The 19,405-nt window shown below is 72.8% G+C and carries 17 protein-coding genes; 1 reads left to right on the forward strand and 16 read right to left on the reverse strand.

Translation table 11 applies throughout. The features are described 5' to 3' along the window. Window positions 1–4: 4 nt before the first annotated feature. Entirely contained in the window at window positions 5–2,284 is a 2,280-nt protein-coding gene (locus ACN6LM_RS18520) for a hypothetical protein (RefSeq protein WP_445066477.1), read from the reverse strand. A gap of 406 nt (window positions 2,285–2,690) precedes the next feature. Between ACN6LM_RS18520 and ACN6LM_RS18525 the strand changes: the two genes are divergently transcribed. Then, window positions 2,691–5,069: a hypothetical protein gene (locus tag ACN6LM_RS18525; protein ID WP_445066478.1), complete on the forward strand. Its 2,379-nt coding sequence runs from the start codon at window positions 2,691–2,693 to the stop codon at window positions 5,067–5,069. 70 nt (window positions 5,070–5,139) lie between these two features. Here the strand turns inward: ACN6LM_RS18525 and ACN6LM_RS18530 are convergent, their stop codons facing one another. From ACN6LM_RS18530 to ACN6LM_RS18600, 15 genes are all read right to left on the reverse strand, one after another. Then, window positions 5,140–8,466, reverse strand: coding sequence for a BTAD domain-containing putative transcriptional regulator (locus ACN6LM_RS18530; protein WP_445066479.1), 3,327 nt, complete (start codon window positions 8,464–8,466; stop codon window positions 5,140–5,142). Further along, window positions 8,466–8,915 carry a TadE/TadG family type IV pilus assembly protein gene (locus ACN6LM_RS18535; RefSeq protein ID WP_445066480.1) on the reverse strand — a complete coding sequence of 150 codons (450 nt, stop codon included), beginning with the start codon at window positions 8,913–8,915 and terminating at the stop codon, window positions 8,466–8,468. Before ACN6LM_RS18535 ends, ACN6LM_RS18530 begins: the two co-directional genes overlap by 1 nt. Further along, window positions 8,915–9,367 (reverse strand): TadE/TadG family type IV pilus assembly protein, encoded by a 453-nt coding sequence (locus tag ACN6LM_RS18540; RefSeq protein ID WP_445066481.1) that lies wholly within the window; start codon window positions 9,365–9,367, stop codon window positions 8,915–8,917. Before ACN6LM_RS18540 ends, ACN6LM_RS18535 begins: the two co-directional genes overlap by 1 nt. Next, the gene (locus tag ACN6LM_RS18545) at window positions 9,364–9,834 is read right to left on the reverse strand and encodes a TadE family protein (RefSeq protein WP_445066482.1); all 471 of its coding nucleotides are present in this window, start codon (window positions 9,832–9,834) and stop codon (window positions 9,364–9,366) included. Before ACN6LM_RS18545 ends, ACN6LM_RS18540 begins: the two co-directional genes overlap by 4 nt. After that, the gene (locus ACN6LM_RS18550; RefSeq protein ID WP_445066483.1) at window positions 9,831–10,046 is read right to left on the reverse strand and encodes a hypothetical protein; all 216 of its coding nucleotides are present in this window, start codon (window positions 10,044–10,046) and stop codon (window positions 9,831–9,833) included. Before ACN6LM_RS18550 ends, ACN6LM_RS18545 begins: the two co-directional genes overlap by 4 nt. Before the next feature lie 47 nt (window positions 10,047–10,093). After that, window positions 10,094–10,984 (reverse strand): type II secretion system F family protein, encoded by an 891-nt coding sequence (locus ACN6LM_RS18555; RefSeq protein ID WP_445066484.1) that lies wholly within the window; start codon window positions 10,982–10,984, stop codon window positions 10,094–10,096. Continuing rightward, entirely contained in the window at window positions 10,981–11,883 is a 903-nt protein-coding gene (locus tag ACN6LM_RS18560; RefSeq protein WP_445066486.1) for a type II secretion system F family protein, read from the reverse strand. The genes ACN6LM_RS18555 and ACN6LM_RS18560 overlap by 4 nt, the downstream gene beginning before the upstream one ends. Next, the gene (locus ACN6LM_RS18565; RefSeq protein WP_445066487.1) at window positions 11,880–13,400 is read right to left on the reverse strand and encodes a CpaF family protein; all 1,521 of its coding nucleotides are present in this window, start codon (window positions 13,398–13,400) and stop codon (window positions 11,880–11,882) included. The genes ACN6LM_RS18560 and ACN6LM_RS18565 overlap by 4 nt, the downstream gene beginning before the upstream one ends. Then, entirely contained in the window at window positions 13,390–14,202 is an 813-nt protein-coding gene (locus ACN6LM_RS18570; RefSeq protein WP_445066489.1) for a hypothetical protein, read from the reverse strand. Before ACN6LM_RS18570 ends, ACN6LM_RS18565 begins: the two co-directional genes overlap by 11 nt. Beyond that, window positions 14,202–14,903 (reverse strand): SAF domain-containing protein, encoded by a 702-nt coding sequence (locus ACN6LM_RS18575; protein WP_445066490.1) that lies wholly within the window; start codon window positions 14,901–14,903, stop codon window positions 14,202–14,204. The genes ACN6LM_RS18570 and ACN6LM_RS18575 overlap by 1 nt, the downstream gene beginning before the upstream one ends. Before the next feature lie 39 nt (window positions 14,904–14,942). Next, the gene (locus ACN6LM_RS18580; RefSeq protein ID WP_445066492.1) at window positions 14,943–15,902 is read right to left on the reverse strand and encodes an ATP/GTP-binding protein; all 960 of its coding nucleotides are present in this window, start codon (window positions 15,900–15,902) and stop codon (window positions 14,943–14,945) included. Beyond that, window positions 15,896–16,519, reverse strand: coding sequence for a hypothetical protein (locus ACN6LM_RS18585; RefSeq protein WP_445066494.1), 624 nt, complete (start codon window positions 16,517–16,519; stop codon window positions 15,896–15,898). The genes ACN6LM_RS18580 and ACN6LM_RS18585 overlap by 7 nt, the downstream gene beginning before the upstream one ends. 179 nt (window positions 16,520–16,698) lie before the next feature. Beyond that, a complete protein-coding gene (locus ACN6LM_RS18590; protein WP_445066495.1) occupies window positions 16,699–17,601 on the reverse strand; it encodes a hypothetical protein in 903 nt (300 codons plus the stop codon). A 34-nt stretch (window positions 17,602–17,635) separates the two neighbouring features. Continuing rightward, on the reverse strand, window positions 17,636–18,277 hold the full coding sequence (locus ACN6LM_RS18595) for a hypothetical protein (protein ID WP_445066496.1): 642 nt from the start codon (window positions 18,275–18,277) through the stop codon (window positions 17,636–17,638). 1 nt (window position 18,278) lies between these two features. Then, the gene (locus ACN6LM_RS18600) at window positions 18,279–19,301 is read right to left on the reverse strand and encodes a peptidoglycan DD-metalloendopeptidase family protein (protein WP_445066497.1); all 1,023 of its coding nucleotides are present in this window, start codon (window positions 19,299–19,301) and stop codon (window positions 18,279–18,281) included. Window positions 19,302–19,405 lie beyond the last annotated feature (104 nt).

The raw sequence follows: 19,405 nt of genomic DNA on the forward strand, positions 1-19,405 counted from the left end.
CGGCTCAGCCCGCCCCGTGCCCCGCGATCTCCGGAGCGAACGGGACCGTGGTGAGGCCGTCGGCTCCCGCGACGAGCAGCGTTCCGGGCGGGGCGAAGGAGAGGGCGAGCGGGATCAGGGCCACGTCGACCGCGCCCATGCCGGCGCCGTCCGGCAGCCGCCTGGCGCGGACCTCGCCGTCCCGGGTACCGGTCAGGAGCACCGTGGTGCCGTCGAACGCGTGGACGGTGAGCACCGTGACGTCGCTGCCGTCGTTGTCGACCGCCACCAGTTCCTCGCCCGACGCCAGTGCCCGGACCCGGACCGGACCGCCCTGCTCCGAGACGGCCAGGACGTCCGCGCCGTCGACCGTGCCGAAGGCGAGAGCGGTCACCGGCCGGGCGGTGCGAAGGCCGAGGAGGCGCCGGCCGGAGAGCGCGTCCCACACCAGGACGGCCCCGTCCGCGTCGGCGGAGGCGAGCACGGGGGCCGTTCCGGCCTGCCCGGCCGCCAGCAGGGTCACGGGCGCCTCGTGGCCGCGCAGGCGCAGCAGCGGAGTTCCGGTGGCCGCCTCCCAGGTGCGTACGGTCCTGTCGGCTCCGGCGGAGGCCACGAGACCACCGGCCACCGGGAGGAAGGCAAGGGCGGCGACGGTGTCGGTGTGGGGTGTGGGGACGCGCTGGAGCGCGCCGTCGCCGGCGTCGTGGACGCGCACCGTCCCCCGCGAGGTCCCGCAGACGATCCTGTCGCCCGTCGGGCTGAAGCAGACCGAGGTGAGGGGGCCGTCGTCCGGGTCGAGCACATGGCGTACGGAACCGGTCGCGAGATCCCAGAGCCCGAGGGAACCGTCGAGGCTTCCGACGGCCGCCACCGGTACTCCGTCGGACTCGGCCGTCGCGAGCGCCTGGACGGGGCCGTGGTCCGTCGCCAGCGCGCGTACCTCCGTGCCGTTCGCGTCCCAGATCCGTACGGTCCCGGTCGCGCCGCCGGACAGGAGCAGCGGTCCGCCGGGCGTGGACGCGGCGGCGAGGGCGGCCGGCCAGGCGTCCTGGGCGGGCCACGTGTCCAGGGCGTCTCCGGTTTCCGCGTCCCAGGTCCTGATGGTGCCGTCGTACGCGCAGGAGGCGAGCACCGCGCGGCCCTCGATGCCGAGGAAGGCGAGGCCGGTCACCGCGGCGGTGTGGCCGCTGAGCCTCCGGGTCGGCGTGTCGGCCGCCAGGTCCCACACCCTGATCACGTGGTCGGAGCCGGCGGCCGCGACCAGGCCCCGCCCCTCCGAGCCGGTGACCGCCACGGCGTTGATCCACTCGGTCCCGGGCGTGAACGATCCCAGCGACTCACCGGTGCCGGTGTTCCGGACGCGGACGGTCCCGTCGTCGCCGCCGGAGACGAGCAGGCCGAGGCCGCCCACCCGGGCGCCGGCGAGTGCGTTCACCATGTGCTCGTGGCCGGTCAGCGCACCGACCTCCTTGCCGTCCCCGGCGCCCCACGCCCAGACGTTGCCGTCCGCGCCGCCCGAGTAGACCAGTTCGCCCTCCGGATCCGCCGGGAAGGCCACTGCCCGGACGGGCCCGCCGTGGCCCACTCTGGCGTGCACCAGGCCGTCGGAGCCCGTGAGGTCCCAGGCCCAGAGGGCGTTGTCCTGGCCGCTGGTCACCAGGAGGTCGCGCGTCCCGTCCGACCCCAGGGCCAGGGCCCGGAGCAGCTGCCCCTGGTCGGCCGTCTCCCCGAGCAGCTTCAGCGGGTCGACCGCGTACAGGCCGAAGCCGCCCCCGGTTCGCGCGATCGCGAACGCGGCCTGTCCGCCGACCTGGCCGAAGACGGCAGTGGGTTCGTGACCGCTCGGACCGCCGGCGGGTTCGCCGGTGAGCCGGTGGATCAGCGGGGGAAGGGTGTTGGCGACGAGATCCGACACCTGACCGCTCAGCTGGGCGACGAGGGAGTCCAGGAGCGCGGTGGCCCTCAGCGAAGCGGGCTCCCCGTCCCAGGCCACCGTCCGCGTCTGCGAGGTGCCGAGGACCTGGAGGCGGCGGTGGACCGGTTCCCCGTCGGAAGGCTCCTGGGCGGGGTCGCCGGCCGGCATGCTCTCGACGGCCTTGAGCAGGCGTGTCCACACGACGGCTTCCGTACGCGCGGACCATGACCGCCGGACGGGGCCGTGTTCCTGGCCGAGCCGGGCGTGGCCGTCGGCGGACAGGTCGAGGACGAAGCGCTCCGGGTCTCCCTCCGCCGGCTGTCGCCCGACGACCTCGTACCGGATACCGCGGGCTGATGCGTGGGACGAGGCAGCTGGAATCGACGGCATGCTCTCGGTCTTCCTTCCGTCAGCGAGGGGCTGGGGCAATCACGACGGGCGAGTCCTCCGGCCTGTCGGGCCGGAGCCGGAGAGGCGGGCGGTGACATGCCGTCCAGGCAGGATATAGGCGGCTCTCGGCGGCGGGACGGCGGTGCGCCATCGGGGAAGCCGCGCATTCTCAACCGCCTTGCGTGTGACGTCGTCCGGCGTTCACGGCGCGACGGGCCATGCTTCTTGCGTTCCGCGTCACGATACATCGGTCAGGTGTACGATGCGGCAAGTTGCCTGACCGGTGGGCGGGTTCGGGAATTGAGCCGTCAACAAGGCAGCGAAAGACGCAAGTTGACCGGCATTTTCTACGCGTCGGCAGGGGCGGCACGGTCCGGCGGGGCGCGGAGTGGGGGAGTACGACGCCATGGCGAACGACCAGTCCTCGGGTGAGCTGCCCCCTCATGCCTTCCGCGCCGACGAGGTCCTTTACCGGAACCTGCCGGTCTCCGAAATCGCGGCGACCGGGCGAGGCATTCCCTCGCCGTACCTGGCCCCCGCGGAGAGGATCGCCGAGTGGGACGCCCTGGAGCGGACGTTCGGGGACTTCTCCCGCCGCACTCGGGAGCAGGTGGTCGCCGATCCGCAGGGCGCTCTGACGCGTTTGCGGGAGCAGGTGTTCCGCGGGATGGCGTACGAGCCGTCGTACGTGGGCGGGGAGCTGGACCGCAAGAACCTCCGCATGTACGAGTGGCAGCGGGGGGAGCTGTACATCCACTCCGCGGCCCTGATCCTGGACCGCGAGACCACCCTCGAAGTGACGTACGAGCCGGAGGGGCGGGTCAAGCGCCTGCTGCTGGAAGCGGAGGACCAGAGCATCACGTATCTGGGCGTGCTTCCGGACGCGGTGACGCGGGATCAGGGAAACGCTGTCGCGGTGTGGCGCGCTCAGCGCGGGAAGAGCCCGGTGGCGGAGAACGACACCGAATTCCTGCATGACCTTTCCGATATCTACGTCGATTCGCTGCGCGAGGCTCTGGCTACGCGTCGCCGGTTCATCGATGAATACAGTATCGAGCCGCACCGGATCCGCCTCTCCTACGACGACCAGCCGTACGAGGTGAATTACCGGCAGACGAAATTCAGGCGTTCGCACATCCACGCACTCCCCGTCATCCGCGAGTCCCCGCTCGACGCCCGGGAGTCCATCGTCGCCAGTACGAGAGGGACGGGCGAGTTCGGCGCGCGGCGCGAAGCGCGGGCGCGGGCCGTGGTGGAGCGGGTCATGTCGGGGGACCGGTTCGAGCCCGCTTCCGGGACCCTGCCGAAATTCGCTCTGCTGTGGGTGCGGGACAACCGTGACAACGCCGCCTTCATGGACACGAAGCCCGAGATACTCAAGCAGGCGATCGAGACGCTGCGTGCCACGGAACCGGATCGCAAGATCCTTCTCCTCGGCGACGATCTCTTCAAGGGCCGGCCCGAACTTCTCGCCGCCTTCCAGCAGGAAGGGGTGCTCGACGGTGTCGACAGCGAGTCGCTGATCCGTTTCTGGGCCGCGGACAAGAACGGCGGTACCGCCCTCACCCATGGTGAGCAGGCGCTCTTCCTCCACTACCTCAACACGGACGCCGATGTCGTCCAGGTGGGGATCGAGAGCGGGGCGCTGGAGAGCGCGATCTGCCTCGGGGTGCCGACGGTCTATTTCCAGGCGCAGGAGCACGTCGCGGACAAGGGGACGCGCTGGCAGCTCTACTGGGCGAAATGGTCGTTCGGGGAGAGCCGTGTCGCCGAAGAGGCCGACGGCGGCAAGAAGTTCTACGAGTCCGGGCGTCCGGTCAAGCTGTTCGAGCGGTCGGGGGACGTGTATCCCCCGCCGCTGATGACCGTGCGGCGCGTCGAGTTCGGCCCGGCCCTGGCCGAACCGGAGGACGTGGAGGCGGAGCCGGTCACCGTCTACTACCCGGGGAACATCTCGGTGGGCGTCGACCGGATCGGCACGCTCGTCGAGAGCGGCGAGCTGACCGGCATGTCCCGGGCGTTCGACCGGGCGTGGAGCGAGGAAGCCTGGCGCACCAGCGAGTACTACGCGGACCAGATCAACCGGTGGGCCGACGTCGAGACGACGGACTGGGAGCTCGCGTCGCGGAGGTACGGGGCGATCACCCATGCGCTCAACGGCCTGGTCCACCCCACGGACGGCGAAGTCCGGCGCACGTACGAGAGCGCGGGCTACGACCTCCCCCCGCCGGCGGACCGGGCGGCGGACGGGGTGGTCGCGCGGGGTGACATCTCCGCCGCGTACGGGACCGCCCCCGAGGACCGGGGCAAGGCCGTCACCGAGGTTGTCGCGAACGTCCTCGGAGCCGAAGACTTCAAGGCGCGCTGTGTGCACGACCTGAGGCTGGTGCGGCTGTCGGCCGAGGAGCAGGGGAAGCTGGCCGCGTCCATCAAGGAAGTGACAGGGGCCAACGAGGTCCTCCGCAGGATGGGCAGCGTCGCTCCGGACGGTTCGCCCACCACGAGCAGGCACGTGGCCGAAGCCCTGGCGGGAAGGCTTCCGGTCCAGCAGAACCGCTCGCAGGGAGCGGTGGGGATCGACGGCGAGGGCGCGGACGCGGTCCGGCAGGCCATGGCGGGGCAGAGGCGGGTTCAGGCGGCCGCCGGAACCGCCCTCCGTGGCCCCGCCGGCGGTGACACGGCCGGCGCGACGTCACCCGGGACGGCGGACGCGACGCCGCCGCACCCGCCCACGCGGCCGGGCGCGGGGCCGTCCGGCCGGGACGGCGGGGAAGGACGCGGGTAGCCGTACCGGGCCGGGCGGCCCGGTGGCGGTGCTATCCGCGGTACCGGAACGCCCCCGCCCGGTGGCGGTGCTATCCGCGGGAGGGGCGCAGGGCCACCCGGTCGAGGAGTTCGGCCGTCTCCGGCTGCATCGCGGTGCCGAGCCGGTCGGTCAGTTCGTCGATGCGGCGGGCGTACCGCTCCACGGCCTCGCCGTCGCCGGCGAGGTCCGCCGACCGGATCGCGAGGCGGTGAAGCCGCTCCGCCGCCGGCTCGACGAGCAGTCCCTTGTCGGCCGCCTCCCGCGCGGCCACGTGCTCCCCGGTCGCGAGGAGGAGTTCGGCGAGGAGCGCCGCGGTGTCCACCACGGCGGTGATCATGTCCTGGCGCAGGTACTCGGCCCAGACGTAACGGCGTGGCGGAATCCCGTCGAACGGACGGCCCCGTACGAGGTCCAGCGCCGCGCCCAGGTCGCCGGCCCCGTCCGCGCCCTTGAGCCGACCCCGCAGGGCGAGCGCCTGGAAGCGGTGCCAGTCCGTCCCGGTGTCCTCGCCGAACCGGTAGGTGTCGCCGCGCTGGAAGTCGGTACCCAGCCAGCGGCGGAGGGCGGACAGCTGGGCGGTCCGGAAGGCCGCCGACACCCCGCCGGGCCAGATGTCCTCGGTGAGCGCCGCGGTGTCGGCGCCGGGGTGGAGGGCGATCCAGGCGGCGATCTCCGTCAGACGGCCGGCCGCGGTGGGGGCGATCTCCTGCCGCACCCCGGTCACCGCGGGGGAGCCCAGGAGATCGACGCCCACGGTGTACGGCCCGGGGACCTCCACGGCCGCCGCGTCGTCCGGGGCCGGAACCGGAACCGGAACCTGGGCCTTGGCCGGAACCGGAACCGGAACCGTAGCCGGCGCGGTGTGCGGGGGCGGGGCCACGGGCTCGTGCTCCCGGACCGGTTCCGGCGGCGGAGGCGGGACGGAGGCGGGAGCCGCGGCGATCCCGAAGATCCTGAGCAACGCGTCGTAGTCGGCGTCGCCGATGTGCTGGGGGACCAGGCGCACGGGGCGGCCGGCGAGCCGCACGGTGCCCCCCTCGGGCCCCGGCAGCGCGGTGGCCCCGGGCAGCGCGGCCGCGTCGGCGGCCGTGATCAGCGCGGCACACGCCGGGGCGTCGAGCAGGTCCCGGGCGGCTTCGAGCACCTCGGCCGGCAGAGGCCCCGCGCAGAGCGCGATGCGAGGGGTCCACGCCTCCGCGCCGGTGGGGCGGCTGCGGGCCACGCGGACGGATTCGGCCCCGGTGTCGGCCAGGGCGGTGCGCACGGTCCGCCCCCAGGCGCTCACTTCGCTGACCGCGGCCGCCGGATCGTCCGTCTCGGTGAGCCGGCCGAGCCCTTCCTCGATGGCCAGGAGCCCGGACCCGAGGCCACTCAGCAGGACGCCGAGGTCATCGCTCCAGGACGCGGTGGCCAGCTCGATCGCCAGGGCCCGCAGGACGGGCCGGGACGCCTCGGGGTCGGACGGGAGGAGCAGGACACCGAGGGCTTCCAGGTCCGCGAGGATCAGCGCGCCGTCCTCGTCACGGCCGAGCGTCACGAGTGCGGGATAGGGGGCGCACACCTCGCGGCAGGCGTCCGCGGCGAGGAGGCCGGAGCCGTCCGCCGCCAGGGTCCAGTGGGCCGGGCCGGTGGCGGTGAACGGGGGCAGGGGCGGTGAGGGGGCGTTCAGCCAGAGTTCGAGGGTGGTCGGCGTCAGGCGTACGGCGGCCAGATCCGGCAGGCTCAGTCCCGCGGCCGTCGCGTGGTGGGCGAGGGTGCGCAGGGCGCGGTCGACCAGATCGACGCCCTCGGGCGCTTCGGTGGCACGCATGCGGCGCTCCACCTCGGCGAGGCGCAGGAGCAGGGGATCCTGCCCCGCGTCCGCTCGCGGATCCGGGAACGGGGACGCGGCCCGGGGCAGCGCTATCCGTTCACCGCCGCGTCGCTTGCGCTGCTGGAGCAGGCGCTTGACGGTGAGCGCGGAGATGAGTCCGGCCGCGAGCAGTCCGCCCCAGGTCGCGAGTGCCGCCACGTCGACGGAGGAGGACGCGGACGCGGTCTGTGCGGCGGAGCCGGCCGCCGAGGGCTGCGCGTCCCGGCCCGGGGTGGGGCCCTCCGGGGCCGAGGGAGAAGAGGGAGTCGCGGACACGCTCGGCGAGGGCGACGCGGCCGCACCGGACGCCTCCCCCGTGGGCTTGGCCTCGGGGGTCGGCGTGGACGTGTCGTGTGTGGGCTCGGCCTCGGGGGCGGGTGTGGTCGCCTCGTGCGTGGGCTTGGCCTCGGGGGTCGGTGTGGACGTCTCGTGCGTGGGCTTGGCCTTCGGGGCCGGTGTGGTCGCCTCGTGCGTGGGCTTGGCCTCGGGGGTCGGTGTGGACGTCTCGTGCGTGGGCTCGGCCGAGGGCTTGCCGTCGCTGTGGCCGCCCGCGTGCCGGTCCTCCTGCGGCGTGGGTTCGGCCGGGACCTGGCCGGCGGGCCCGGCGTCGGCCGGAGGCGTGGCGCGCTGGGCGGGAAGGGCGACCTTCCAGCCGGGCATGATCAGGTCCGGATCGGTGAGCCGGTGCCCCGACTCGTCCATCGCGCGGCCGGTGTTCGCCTTGACGATCTCGGTGTACCGCTCCGCGTCCCCCAGTTGCTCCTCGGCGATCCGCGACAGCGTGTCCCCGGGGTGCACCGTGACGCTCTTTCCGGCCGCCCGGGCGGAACCGCCCTCCTTGCCGGGGAGGTTGAGGACCCAGCCCGGCTGGATGGGGTCGGCGGCACGGAACGTACGACCGTCCGTCATGGTGCGGCCCTCGTTGAGCGCGGCGATCTCCGTCCAGCGCTCACCGTCACCCAGCCGCTCCTGGGCGATGCTCCACAGGCTGTCGGCCGGGCGGGTGTCCCGCACGGTGTACGTCGGGTGGGAGGTCTTCGCGTCCGTACGCGTCACCGCCGCCTGCGTGCTCCGCTGGCCGCCGGGGACGGACGAGGCGCTCACGGACGTCGACGCCACGGTGTCGGGTGCCGCCTGGGCGGCCATCGCGCCGCCCGCGGTGGGCAGCAGGACGAGCACCCCACCGACCAGCGCTCCGGCCATCCGCTGGCTCATCCGCAGCCCCCGGAGGCGGGGAGCCGAGCGACCGCGCAGCTGCGCGGGGACTTCGAGCACGACGGCGAGGGCGAAGCTCGCCCACCCCGCCCACCCGATGCCGGTCAGGACGAGCAGCGCCACCCCGCCGGTGTCCTGACGGGAGAACAGGTCCGCGGGCGAGACGAGCCCGTCCAGGCCGAGCGGGACGAGCTGTCGTCCGGCGACGTACAGGACGAGGGGGAGCCCGGCCAGCAGGACGAGGAGGCCGACGAGGCTGAGCAGCGAGCGCAGCAGGTCGGCCGGGAGCGAGGTACGACGGGCGGTCATCAGCCCTCCGGGGCTTGGACGCCGTGGACGAGGACGGCGGAGGCGTGCCCGGTCACGGGCATCTCGGTGACGCCGAGCACGGGCAGGAAGCGGGTGCGGTAGGCGCCGGTGACGGTGACGGTGAGCTTCTTGCCGTCTTCGGAGACGGCGACCGAGCCGTGTGCGCCGGCGGCGGCGAGGTAGTCGAGGGCCGCCGCCCGCGCGGCACCGGGATCGGCGACGATGTCCTCGCCGGTGATGGCCTGCCCGGCGTCGATCTCCTGACCGCCGGTGCGGGCGGCTTCCTGGGCGATGGCGTCGGCACGTTCGGTGGCCCGCATCTTGCCGCCGCCGTCGACCGCGATGCCGATCATGACCAGCATGCCGACGACGACGATGGCGGCGTAGAGGGAGACGCTTCCGGTGTCCTGACGCAGCCGCGCGAGCGCGCGGTGACGGCTGTGGTTCATCAGCGCTCCACGTAACGGTTCACGGCACTGGTGAAGCTGGAGGTCATGGTGCGGGTGCCCGGCACCCCGGGCAGGGCGAGGTCGGCCAGGTTCACACGGCAGGTCACCGTCGCGGTCACCGTGCCCGCCTCTCCGGTCCCGGCACCCAGGCCGGAGGTGTCCAGGCCGATGCTCGTGGACGAGCAGTGCAGGCCCTGGCCGGTGAGCGTGGCCCGGGCGGCGGACAGCGCGCTCTCTCGGGCCTCACCGGGCACCCGGGAGATCGACGCCTGGCGGGCCGCGTCCTCCGCGGCGGCGTCGACGACCTGACCCGCCATCACGATGCGCCCGGCGGCGATGGCCAGGAGCAGGAAGAGGATCAGCGGCGGTGTGATGAGGGCCGCCTCGATCGCGGTGCTGCCCCGGTCGTCGCGGCAGACACGCCGGACGCGGCGCGCGCGGTGGCCGGTCATGGCTTCACCGTCCAGCGTTCGCGCGGGGCCGAGGCGCTCTGGGTGATCCGGATGCCGTCGAATCCGGGCAGTACGGACGGCGCCCGGCCGGTGACGGTGACCGTCGCGCGCTCCCGCGTACTGCCCGCGGTCGAGACGCTGGGCCCGAGCAGCGAATCACCGGCCACCCGGGTCAGCACGTCCCGCGCGCGCCCGGCCCCCGCCGCGTCGGTGGACTCGTACGCGGTGGCCGCCTGGACTCCTTCGCGGGCGGCCGTGAGCGCGATCTGCTTGGCGTAGTACGCCACGCACGCCTGCACGATCATCATCGTGAGAAGGATGACGACCGGCAGGATGATCGACATCTCGATCGAGGCATCACCCCGGTCCCGCTGCCGCTCGGCGAAGGGCCCGCGGTTCGCCCATGACCTGAAGCGGCTTGCCGGTGCCGGGAAGCCGCTCGCCGGGCCGGCGGCCCTCGGGTTCACAGTCCCGAGAGCTGGGCCGAGTACTTGTTGTACAGCGTGACGCCGATGACGGTGGCGATCCCGGCCGCGACCCCGATGACGGCGACCCAGATGATGATGGTGGAGATGCTGACGTCACCCCGGTCGGAACGTTCGCGCGCCTCCTTCAGCCGGGCGGCCAGCACATCGAACACCACCAGCAGCGGCGTCATCTCGCGGACTCGTATCTTCATGTCGGTCTTCTCCCGTTTCTTTGGACTTCGGTGCTTCGGCCGGGCGTTCAGCCGGTAAGGATGCGGATGACGGCGGGGAACCCGATGAGCAGCATCAGCAGGACGGCGAGCAGCGCACCGGGCGCGGTCATCTGCTCGCTGGCGGTGTTCGCCTCCTCCGCGTCCTTGCTCATCAGCTCGGTCCGCAGGGACTTCGCCCTGGCCCGCAGGGTGGTGTAGACGGCGGCCCCGTCGTGTGCGGAGAGGCGCATGATGTCGGCGACGTCCTCAAGTACCGGAAGTTGGAGTTCCGCACTGAGCGACTTGAGGGTGTCCCACGGGGCGACCTTGTCGATACGGGCCTGCAGCAGGGCGTCCTGAAGGCGCCGGAACGCCCAGCCGCGGCCGATCGCCGCCGCCCGCTCCAGCGCCTCGCTCGGTCCTGCGTCCCCGGCCCGCTCCAGCGCGACCAGATCCAGGTAGGCCGCGACCGCCTGCCGGAACTCGTCCCGGGCCCGCCGGGCGGTGTCCCGCAGGGCGAGGTCGGGGGCGAACCACAACAGCGTGGCCAGCCCCAGGCTCACCACGCCGGGAACGAGAATCGGCGGGGTGAGCCCCAGCACCGCCCAGACCGTGAAGAAGAAGGCGGGCAACAGCAGCCCGGTCATCGCGAGCGCGGTCTTGGTGAGCAGGAACCGGGCCGGACTCTGACCGACGAGGGCGAGGTCGGTGTACGGGACGCGCACGCCCGGCACCCGGAGCAGGTTCTGGTGCAGCCAGGCGCCCCAGCGTTCGTCCTGGGTCAGCGTGTCGCGGTCCTCGGGCAGCGGCCCCGCCTCGTGGAGCCGCTGAAGGGTTCCGGCGAGGTCGGGCTGAGGGCGGGCCACGGCCCGTACGAACAGAGCCAGACCACCGCCGACGGCGGCCCCGCTGATGACGGCGAGGGGGGAGATGTTCATCGCGCCTCCGGCAGGGGAACCCGGCTGCGCCGGTCGGCTTCGAGGAAGCGGGGGGTGGGCCGGTACGAGGCCAGGGAGCGCATCCAGGCGAGCGTGCCGCCGAATCCGAGCAGCAGCAGCGTCAGGACCATCTGGCCGAGGAAGGTGCCGTAGGGGGCCACGTAGTCGGTGCTGAACGCGCCCACACCCGCCACGCCGAGCGTCATGAACGTCATCCAGCGCACCGTCGTACGGGGTTTGGCCCGGTCCGCCTCGATCTGCCTGCGCTGGCGGACCTCTTCGCGTACGGAGTCGGCGAGGTCGGTGAGCGAGGCGGCCAGGCCGGGGCCCCGTTCCGAGCTGCGGAGGATCAGGGCGGCGGCGATCTTGTCGGCGGTCGCGTCGCCGAGCGTGTCGGCGAAGGCGCGCAGGGCGTCCTCGGGACGCCAGCCCGACAGCATCCGCGCGGACAGTTCGGCGATCTCGTCCTTCAGCACGGCCGGAGCGGTCTTGCGGCTGGTGATGATGGCCTGTTCCAGCCCCGTCCCCAGGAGCAGTACGTCGGAGAGCCTGCGGGTCCACTCCGCCAGCGCGTCCAGCTGCTCGATACGGATCTGGGTCGCCTTGGCCGGCGAGAGCAGCCAGGGCAGGCCCACCACGAGGGCCACCGTGAGGGGCCAGAGCGCGAACCAGCCCGTGACGATCCACAGCAGCAGGCCGACGGCGGCGGACACCGCCGCCCTGGCCCGGGCACGGGCGCGGAGTCGCGCCTCCGCCTGGTTGCTGTTCGCGGCGGCCCGCCACCGGCCGAGGGGGCCGGGCGTCCGGGGAGCGGAGGTGCCGATGAGCCCGGCGATCAGGGCCACCAGGCCACCACTGAGGGCGAGGCCCGCGAACAGGCCGATCAGCAGGTTCGTCATACCGCCATCACCTTCAGTTCCAGCGGCGCCTGCCACGAACCGAGCGGCTGGTCGAGGAGCTGGGCCGGGAAGCCGACACGCATCAGGTCGGGCAGGCAGCCGGGGTGCATGAGCGGCACGGCACGGGGTTCGCCCATCTCCGGCCGGGGGCCGAAGACCGTGTTGGTGGCGGGCCGGCCGTTCTCACCGGTGCCCGTGACCTCCTGGACATGGGAGACGAACCGGTGGCGCCGGCCGCCGATCGCCGTCTCGTCGACCATCTTCACGAAGACGATGAAGTTGATCCCGTTGGCGGCCTGCTTGTAGGCGAGCGATTCGGTCATGTTGCCGCCGTACTCCATGTACAGCTCGGCGATCCGGTCGAAGACCATGTGCGGTTCGCGCGCGTGCAGCGTGCACAGGGAGCCGCCCTCGCCGTTGGTCATCACCCGCAGCATGGGGACGACTTCGGGGCCGCGGACCTCTCCGACGACCATCCGGGACAGGGTCATGCGCAGGGCGGGGTAGATCAGGTCGCCGACGGTGATCTCGCCGACGCTGTGCCCGTCGACCCGCTCGCCGTTCCCCTCGCGGGACTCCATCGGCACGATCTGCCGGTGGTGCCCGTTCTCGTGGAGGAAGAGCTCGAACTCGGTCTCCATGGTGCCGATGCGCTCGTCCGGCGGGATCTCACGGGCCATCGCCCGCAGCAGACTGGTCTTCCCCACGCCCTGGGTGCCGACGATCATCACGTTCTTCTTGGCGCGGATCAGCGCACCGAGGAACGCCGCGAGGGTGGTGTCGATGGAGCCGAGCCCGACCAGCCCCATCAGGTCGATGTCACGGACGCGGTGGCGCCGCACGGTGACGTAGGTGCGCGGCGTGACCTCGGTGATCGCCTGGAGCCGCGATCCGTCCTCCAGCCGCAGGGCCAGGAACGGGCTCGACGTGGACAGGGTCCGCTCGCTCTGCCCGTTCCGGCGGGCGAGGTCGCGCAGCAGCTCGCGCAGGTCCTCGTCGGACTCGGCGACCGGGGGCACGGCGACCCGCTGGGCGTCGCCGTAGTCGACCCACACCTGGTCGTGCCCGTTGACCAGGATGTTCTCGATCCTGGGGTCGTCCAGGTACTTCTGCAGACGTCCCGCACGGAACAACAGGTCGTACACGGCCTCGGCGAGCCTGCGGTCCTCGGCGGGGCTGGTGGCGATGCCCCGCTCGACGGCCGTGGCGTCGGACCAGACCGCCACCGTCTCGTTGATGAGCGCCCGCCCGCGCTGCTGCTGGGCGGCGACGCTCATGCCGGGGGAGCGCTTGATCTCCTCGGTCAGCCGGTCGGCGACCGTCTTCTTCAGCCGCGTGGCCACCGCGTAGTCGACGCTCTCCCGCGCCATGGGCTCCGGCGCTCCCGGGACGGGCACGCCGTGCCGTTGCACCGGGGTCTGCGGCGGCCTGACCTGACGGGGCGGTGTGCCGGCCGTGGCGACCGCGTGGTCCTGGGGGCGGACCGACGGGTCGGGATGAAGCGGTCTACCGTACATCGCTGTGCTCCCCCGGCATCAGGCGGGCACGCCGCCCGGCGACCAGCTCCCGTATCCGTTCCGCCCCGCCGCGCGCGGACCGCAGCAGGTCGGACCGGGCGAACCGGCGCCCGCCGTCGCGTCCGTCGGAAAGGACGGCGGCGGCCTGCGGGGAGTGCGGCAGTGACATCACCACGGGCGAGCCGAGTTGCTTGGACACCTCGTGCGCGGTGTAGGGGCCGGAATCGACGAGGACGACGCCGAGCGCGTCGGCCCCGGTTCCCGACTCCTGCAGATCGTTGCGCAGCGCCGTGATCCGCGGCAGCGCCGCGTGGACGCCGCGCAGGGTGGGGCGCACGACCATGAGGACCGCGTCCGCCTTGCGGGCGAGGACGGCGGAGGGGCCGAACGCGCCGTTGCGGCCGAGGTCGACCACGACGTCGTGCGAGATCGAGCTCTGCTCGATGCCGGCGAACATCGCGGCGAGCCGGTCCCAGGTGTAGGCGAGGCTGGGAGCCTGCGCCGGATCCGTGAGACCGGGCAGCAGCAGGCGGTCCGTGCCCTTGTCGGACAGGTCGATCAGCTGCCGCCAGAACATCTCGCCGAGCTGTCCCTGGCGGTCGGCCACGGCGATGTTGCGCAGTCCGTACGGTCCCGGGGTGCGCCCGGCCAGTGCTCCGGCCAGTACCGCCCCGCCGTCGGGATCGCACTCGGCGAGGATGACCCGCCGCCCCTGTTCGAGCGGCCAGGTCAGCAGCAGGGCGAGTGCCGTGGTGGTGGCGCCGGGTGCCCCGGGGCACCCGGCTATCGCGACGACCGCCATCAGTCGGATGCCTTCTTCGGCTGGACGACGACGGCGATGTCACCGGAGGCGGCGCGGGCGGCCAGCACCGGACCGTCGGTCGCCGCGACGGCGACGTCCACGGTCAGGTTGCCGTTGGTGTCCGGCTCACCGACCCGGATGACCTGGGCGGGCAGGGTCTTCGGTATCTCGTCCTCCTTCTTTCCCTCCGGATCCGCGTTCGCGGCGGCGTCCGGGGTGGAGACGACGAGGACACTGCGGCCGGGCGAGAGCGGGGAGCTGGGGAGCTGCCCGGGCTTCAGGCGGAGCCCCACCAGCTGCTGGTTCTCGGTGAGCAGGGGTTTGTCGGTGACGGACCCGCCGGTCACGAGGGAGCCCGCGATCAGGTCGGTGGCGGCCCGTTTGCCGATGATCTCGTCCCGGTCGGCGGCCTTGACCGGCTTGAGTGCCGGGTCGAGGCCGACCGAGACGACGGTCAGGTCCCGCTCGGTGACGACCGTGCCGTAGGGGACTGCCTTGGCGACCATGAGTACGGGCGTGCGCTCACCGCTGTTGAGCACGGTGAACGCGCCCGCGAGACCGCCTGCCGCGATCAGCGCGACGGACAGTCCGATCAGGGCCGGCCTGCGACGCCGGGTCGCCAGCGTGCGTGGTGGCGTCGGCGGGGTGGGGCCCGACGACGCCCCTTGGGCGGCGGCCGGTGCGGTCCCGGTGGTGCTCACGTGGATATGTCCTTCCGCAAAGTACGAGGGCCCGCGAGGTCAGTCGCCAACGACCTGGACCTCGCCGATCCGCGCAGTCGTCCGAGAGCTCCGGGTGGCGGTGAGATCGCCCGACTGGCCTCCGCCCTCCCAGTGCACGTTCCATGTGGTGGTGGCGGTGACGGCGAACTTCTGGCCGCTCTGCCGTGCGCTGGTGGTGCGGTACGTGTGACCGCAGTCCGGCGACTTCTTCCTGCCGTACGCCTTCGTGTACGGGGTCCCCGCCGAGGTGCACGTCACGCTCGTGCCGTCGCCCATGTTCCAGACGATCTTCTCGGCACGGGCGGTGGCGGTGACGGTGAGCCCGGGCACGGAGGCGCTGGCCCTGTTCGGCCCCCAGGTCTCCGCGCCGACCTCGGTCCACATCCATACGGGCATGCCGACGACTCCGGTGCTGCCCGGCCGGGGCGCGATGCCGATGTCGGGGCCGCGCAGGGTCATCCGGTCCATGGCCTGCTGGGCGAGGACCGCGGGGTCCACCTGGTCGCCCGGCGCGTCCTCCATCCACACCAGTCCCTGGAGGATGGGGCCGGCGGCGCCGTTGGCGATGCCCGAGGGCGGGCACGACTTCATGTAGATGGCGCCGTCGCCCGGCTTGTGGCCGTCCCAGTACTCGGAGCCGGCCTCGGGCTGGGGGTCCGCCAGCTTGTAGTAGCAGCCGCCCGAGAACGTGCCCCACGCGGGGTGCTGACACGGGACTTCCTGGCCGCCGATCTCGCAGGTGGGCTTCGTGTTGCCGTGGGAGCCCCCCGTGGTCCCACCGCCGCCTTCGTGGCCGCCACCGGTACCCGTTCCCGTTCCGGCGCCTACGCAGATGTCCAGGTCGGGAGCACAGTTCTGGACGCCGCCGGTCGGCCGTGGGGCGGGAGTGGGATCGGCGGCCGCCGGTCCGGCGGTGACGAGCATGCCGCTGAACGCCGTGCCGCACAACAGAAGTGTCAGACGTGATCGGTTCAGCATGACCGCCCCTTGTCTCTGCTCAGGTCCGTGACCATCCACCGGGCCTTCGCGCCGAAGATCTCGACCCGGTACGTCATGACGTACCGCCGGGGCTGTCCCTTCGTGGACACGTCCTTGCCGGTGCTCTTCTTGACGGGCTTCCAGCCGGTGGTGTCCAGGCACTCCTCCACCGTGGCGCTCCTGGGCTTGCCCGCCAGGTTGACCGCCGTCACGGTGTAGGAGCTCTCGGGGCTCCCCTTGAGGACCAGGCCGAGCTGCTCGTACTGGAAGAGCTGGTTGTTGATGCTGGCGAGGGCCTTGTCCGTGGCGTAGTCCGTGAGCTTCGTGTCGGTGACCTTGCCCGGGTCGGCGTGCGCCTTCGTCTCCTCCTCGCGCATCCGCCGGACCACCTCGGTGACCTGTTTCCTCGCCTCGTCCTCGGCGGAGGCGGAGGGCGAAGCGGACGCGTGCGCCGGGGACTTCGTGACCGGCTCGGCCTCGGTGGAGCCGTCGGAGCCGGAGCACGCCGTCAGTCCGGCACCCAGCAGTCCCACGGTCGCCGCCGCGACGGCGGCGACACCGGTCCGGCTCGGTCGCCCGCCGCCGTGTGCGGCATGTGCGACTCGTTGCTCATGCACAGAAACCCCCGATCCTGAACACTTCTTGACCGCCCATCACCAGCCTAGGACGCCTACTGGCCTGGATGGTTCCCATTTTTCGAACATCGTTCGCGGCAACGTACCTTTCGCCCGGTATCACGCCCAATCGTTAAGCGTGAACAAGCCTGCCCCGCAAGGTCGTCGGCGCCGTCGCTCCCTCACCCGGCCCCCCTTCCGCCACCTGTGCGGCGGGCGTGGAGTCCGAGCAGATGACGGCGAGCGCGTCCCGCTCCCCGGCCGTCCGGGCCCGGTACGCGGGTCCGCAGGGCGAAGATGTCGTCGCTTAGGCGGGCGGCCCGGTCGGGGGCCAGCCCGGCCCACTGCTCCTGGGCGGCCTCGGCGGCCGCCGAGGTGTCCGGGTGCGTCGGGCCGAGGGCGGCGAGGCGCAGGTCGGCAAGGTCGCGGAAGCGGGCGTACGAGGTCTCGCGGTCGCCGGAGAGCCCGGTGATCCGCGCCTGTATCTCCAGGGCCGAGTCGGCCTCCAGCGGTGCGGCCGAGTGCACGAGTTCGGCGCACAGCCTCAGCGCCTCGGGCCAGTCCAGCGCGTCGACGGCCGTGGTGATGCGGCTCCGGACGTCCGCCGGCCCGGTTGCGGGCGGTACGGCGGTGGGCGCTACGGCGGTCGGTGGTACGGCGGTGGGCGGGCCGGCGGTCGGTGGTACGGCGATGGGCGGGCCGGCGGTGGGCGGTACGGCGGTCGGCGGGGCGGGGGCCGTCCCGGTGGCGCGGGGTGCGCCGCGGGCCGCCTGGGGCCCGGCCTTCGCGCGCCGCTTCTCCTTGCGCGACCGGGGCTTCTGCTGCGGAGCGGTCAGGACCGCCTCGGTGCCGTCGGGAGAGACCGCGAGGAGCCACTCGGCGCCCTCGGCGTCCGTCAGACGGGTGCGGACGGGACGGCCGAGGCGGACCGCGGTCTCGGCGGCCCGGGTGAGAGCCGCGGCGCGCGGGTCCTGTCCGGCCGGAACCGGTACGGGGGCACCGCTGACGGCCGCCGTCCCCTCCGGGGTGAGCAGGACGTCGACCAGGGGCCAGCCGGGGATCTGCCGTGGGTCCGTGTCGGGCACGGGAACTCCTTCTCGGTCGGTCTCGGGCGGGACGTCAGGACTGGTTCGACGGCGGGGTCACGGCATCGACGACCGTGGTGTCCCGGATGCGCCAAGGTGCCTCCGGGCCGGTCCGGGTGAGCGTGAGGTAGGCGTGCAGACGGGGGCCCGTGCCCTTCCAGCCGTCGCGTCCGCGCGCCGTGCCGTCGACGGAGACGACACGGTACGCCAGGGTGCCGGTGTCCGGTTCCGCGTCGTCGTCCGGATCGGCCGGGGCGGCGTGTGCCTCGGTCCAGGCGCGGTGGGAGGCCCAGGTGTTCCACTGGGCGCCCGGGCCGGAGGTGGGGGCGTACGCCTTCGCCAGGGCCGCCTTCTCCGGAGTCAGGTACCGGGCGGCGCGCAGTCTCGCGGCATGCGGGTGCGCGTCGTACGCGGTGTCGTATCCGTAGGAGAGCTCGGCCCACGCCAGCGCCACGGCGCTCGCGTCCCGCTCGTCGATCCGCCGGACGCGGGGGACGTGGGCGTCCGCGTCGAGCGGTCGCGAGGAGGCGGCGGGGACCTTCGCGGCGGGTGCCGAAGGGCCGGCCGACGATGTGGGAGCCGGGGTGCCGTCCTTGCCGGAGGCGCATCCCGCGAGCGTCAGGGTGAGCGTCCCGGCGAGGGCGAGGGCCACGGCGGTCGTGCGGAGTCGGGGCATGTCAGTCCAGTCCGATCCAGGGGCCGGGGTCGGTGAATTCTCCGCCGTACTTCACCTCGAAGTGCAGGTGCGGTCCGGTGGAGTTGCCGGTGTTCCCCGATGCCGCGATCACCTGGCCCACGCTCACGGTGTCGCCCTTGGCGACCTTCAGCGTGAACAGGTGGTTGTAGGTGGTCTCCACGGTCTTGCCGCCCCGCTTCGCGTGCTGGATGACGATCCGGTTGCCGTAGGCGGAGTTCCAGCCGGCGAAGGTCACCGTGCCGTCGCCCGCGGCGTGGATGGGGGTCCCCAGCCCGACGCCGAAGTCGATCCCGGTGTGGTAGCCGTAGGCGCTGCTCGGCCGCTTCCCTCCGTAAGGGGAGGTGATCAGGGCCTTCTCCCGCAGCGGCGAGGCCAGACGCTGTCCCGCGGGTACGGTCCCGCCGTCCTTCAGGGCCTTGGTGTACTTGGCGACCAATGCGGTGATGACGTCGACGTAGTGCGGGGTCTCCCCGTTGTCCGGTACTCCTCCGGCGTCCAGCACCGCCCCCGCCCCCGCGTTGTAAGCGGCGAGGACCAGCTCGATCAACGACCCCTTGACCAGGCCCTTCTTCAGGTAACCGGCGATCAGTTCGGCGTGCGAGCAGTCGTATCGCCCCTGCGCCATGATCGCGTCGCCCGCGTCGAAGGGGTCGGCCTCGCCGTTCCCGTCGTCGTCCCGTCCCCAGGAGGGCCAGGTGCCGGGCATGAACTGGGAGATGCCCTGGGCTCCCGCGGGGCTCACCGCGTTCGGGTTCCAGCCCGACTCCTGCTCGATCTGAGCCGCTATCAGGGGCGCGGGGATCTCCTTGCACATGTCACCCGCCTTGAGCACCCATTGCAGGTAAAGAGCGGGCACCGCGCCGGAGTTGAGCTCAGCGGGCGGCGTCTGGTCCTTCGGGTTCCCGCCGCCGAACACGATGACGGGCAGCAGGAAGAAGGACCCGAGCAGGCACGCCACGAACCCCGCGAGGCACCCGATGCCCGTACTTGCCGACGACCGCATGCGAACCGACGCCCCCGTACGTCCGAACTACCTGATCACCGAGTGCGCCGTGGGGGATGCCCGGCCTTCGCGGAGCCCCCCCAGCACATTCCCGATGGCAACGC

The organism is Streptomyces sp. SAS_281 (genome assembly GCF_052542855.1).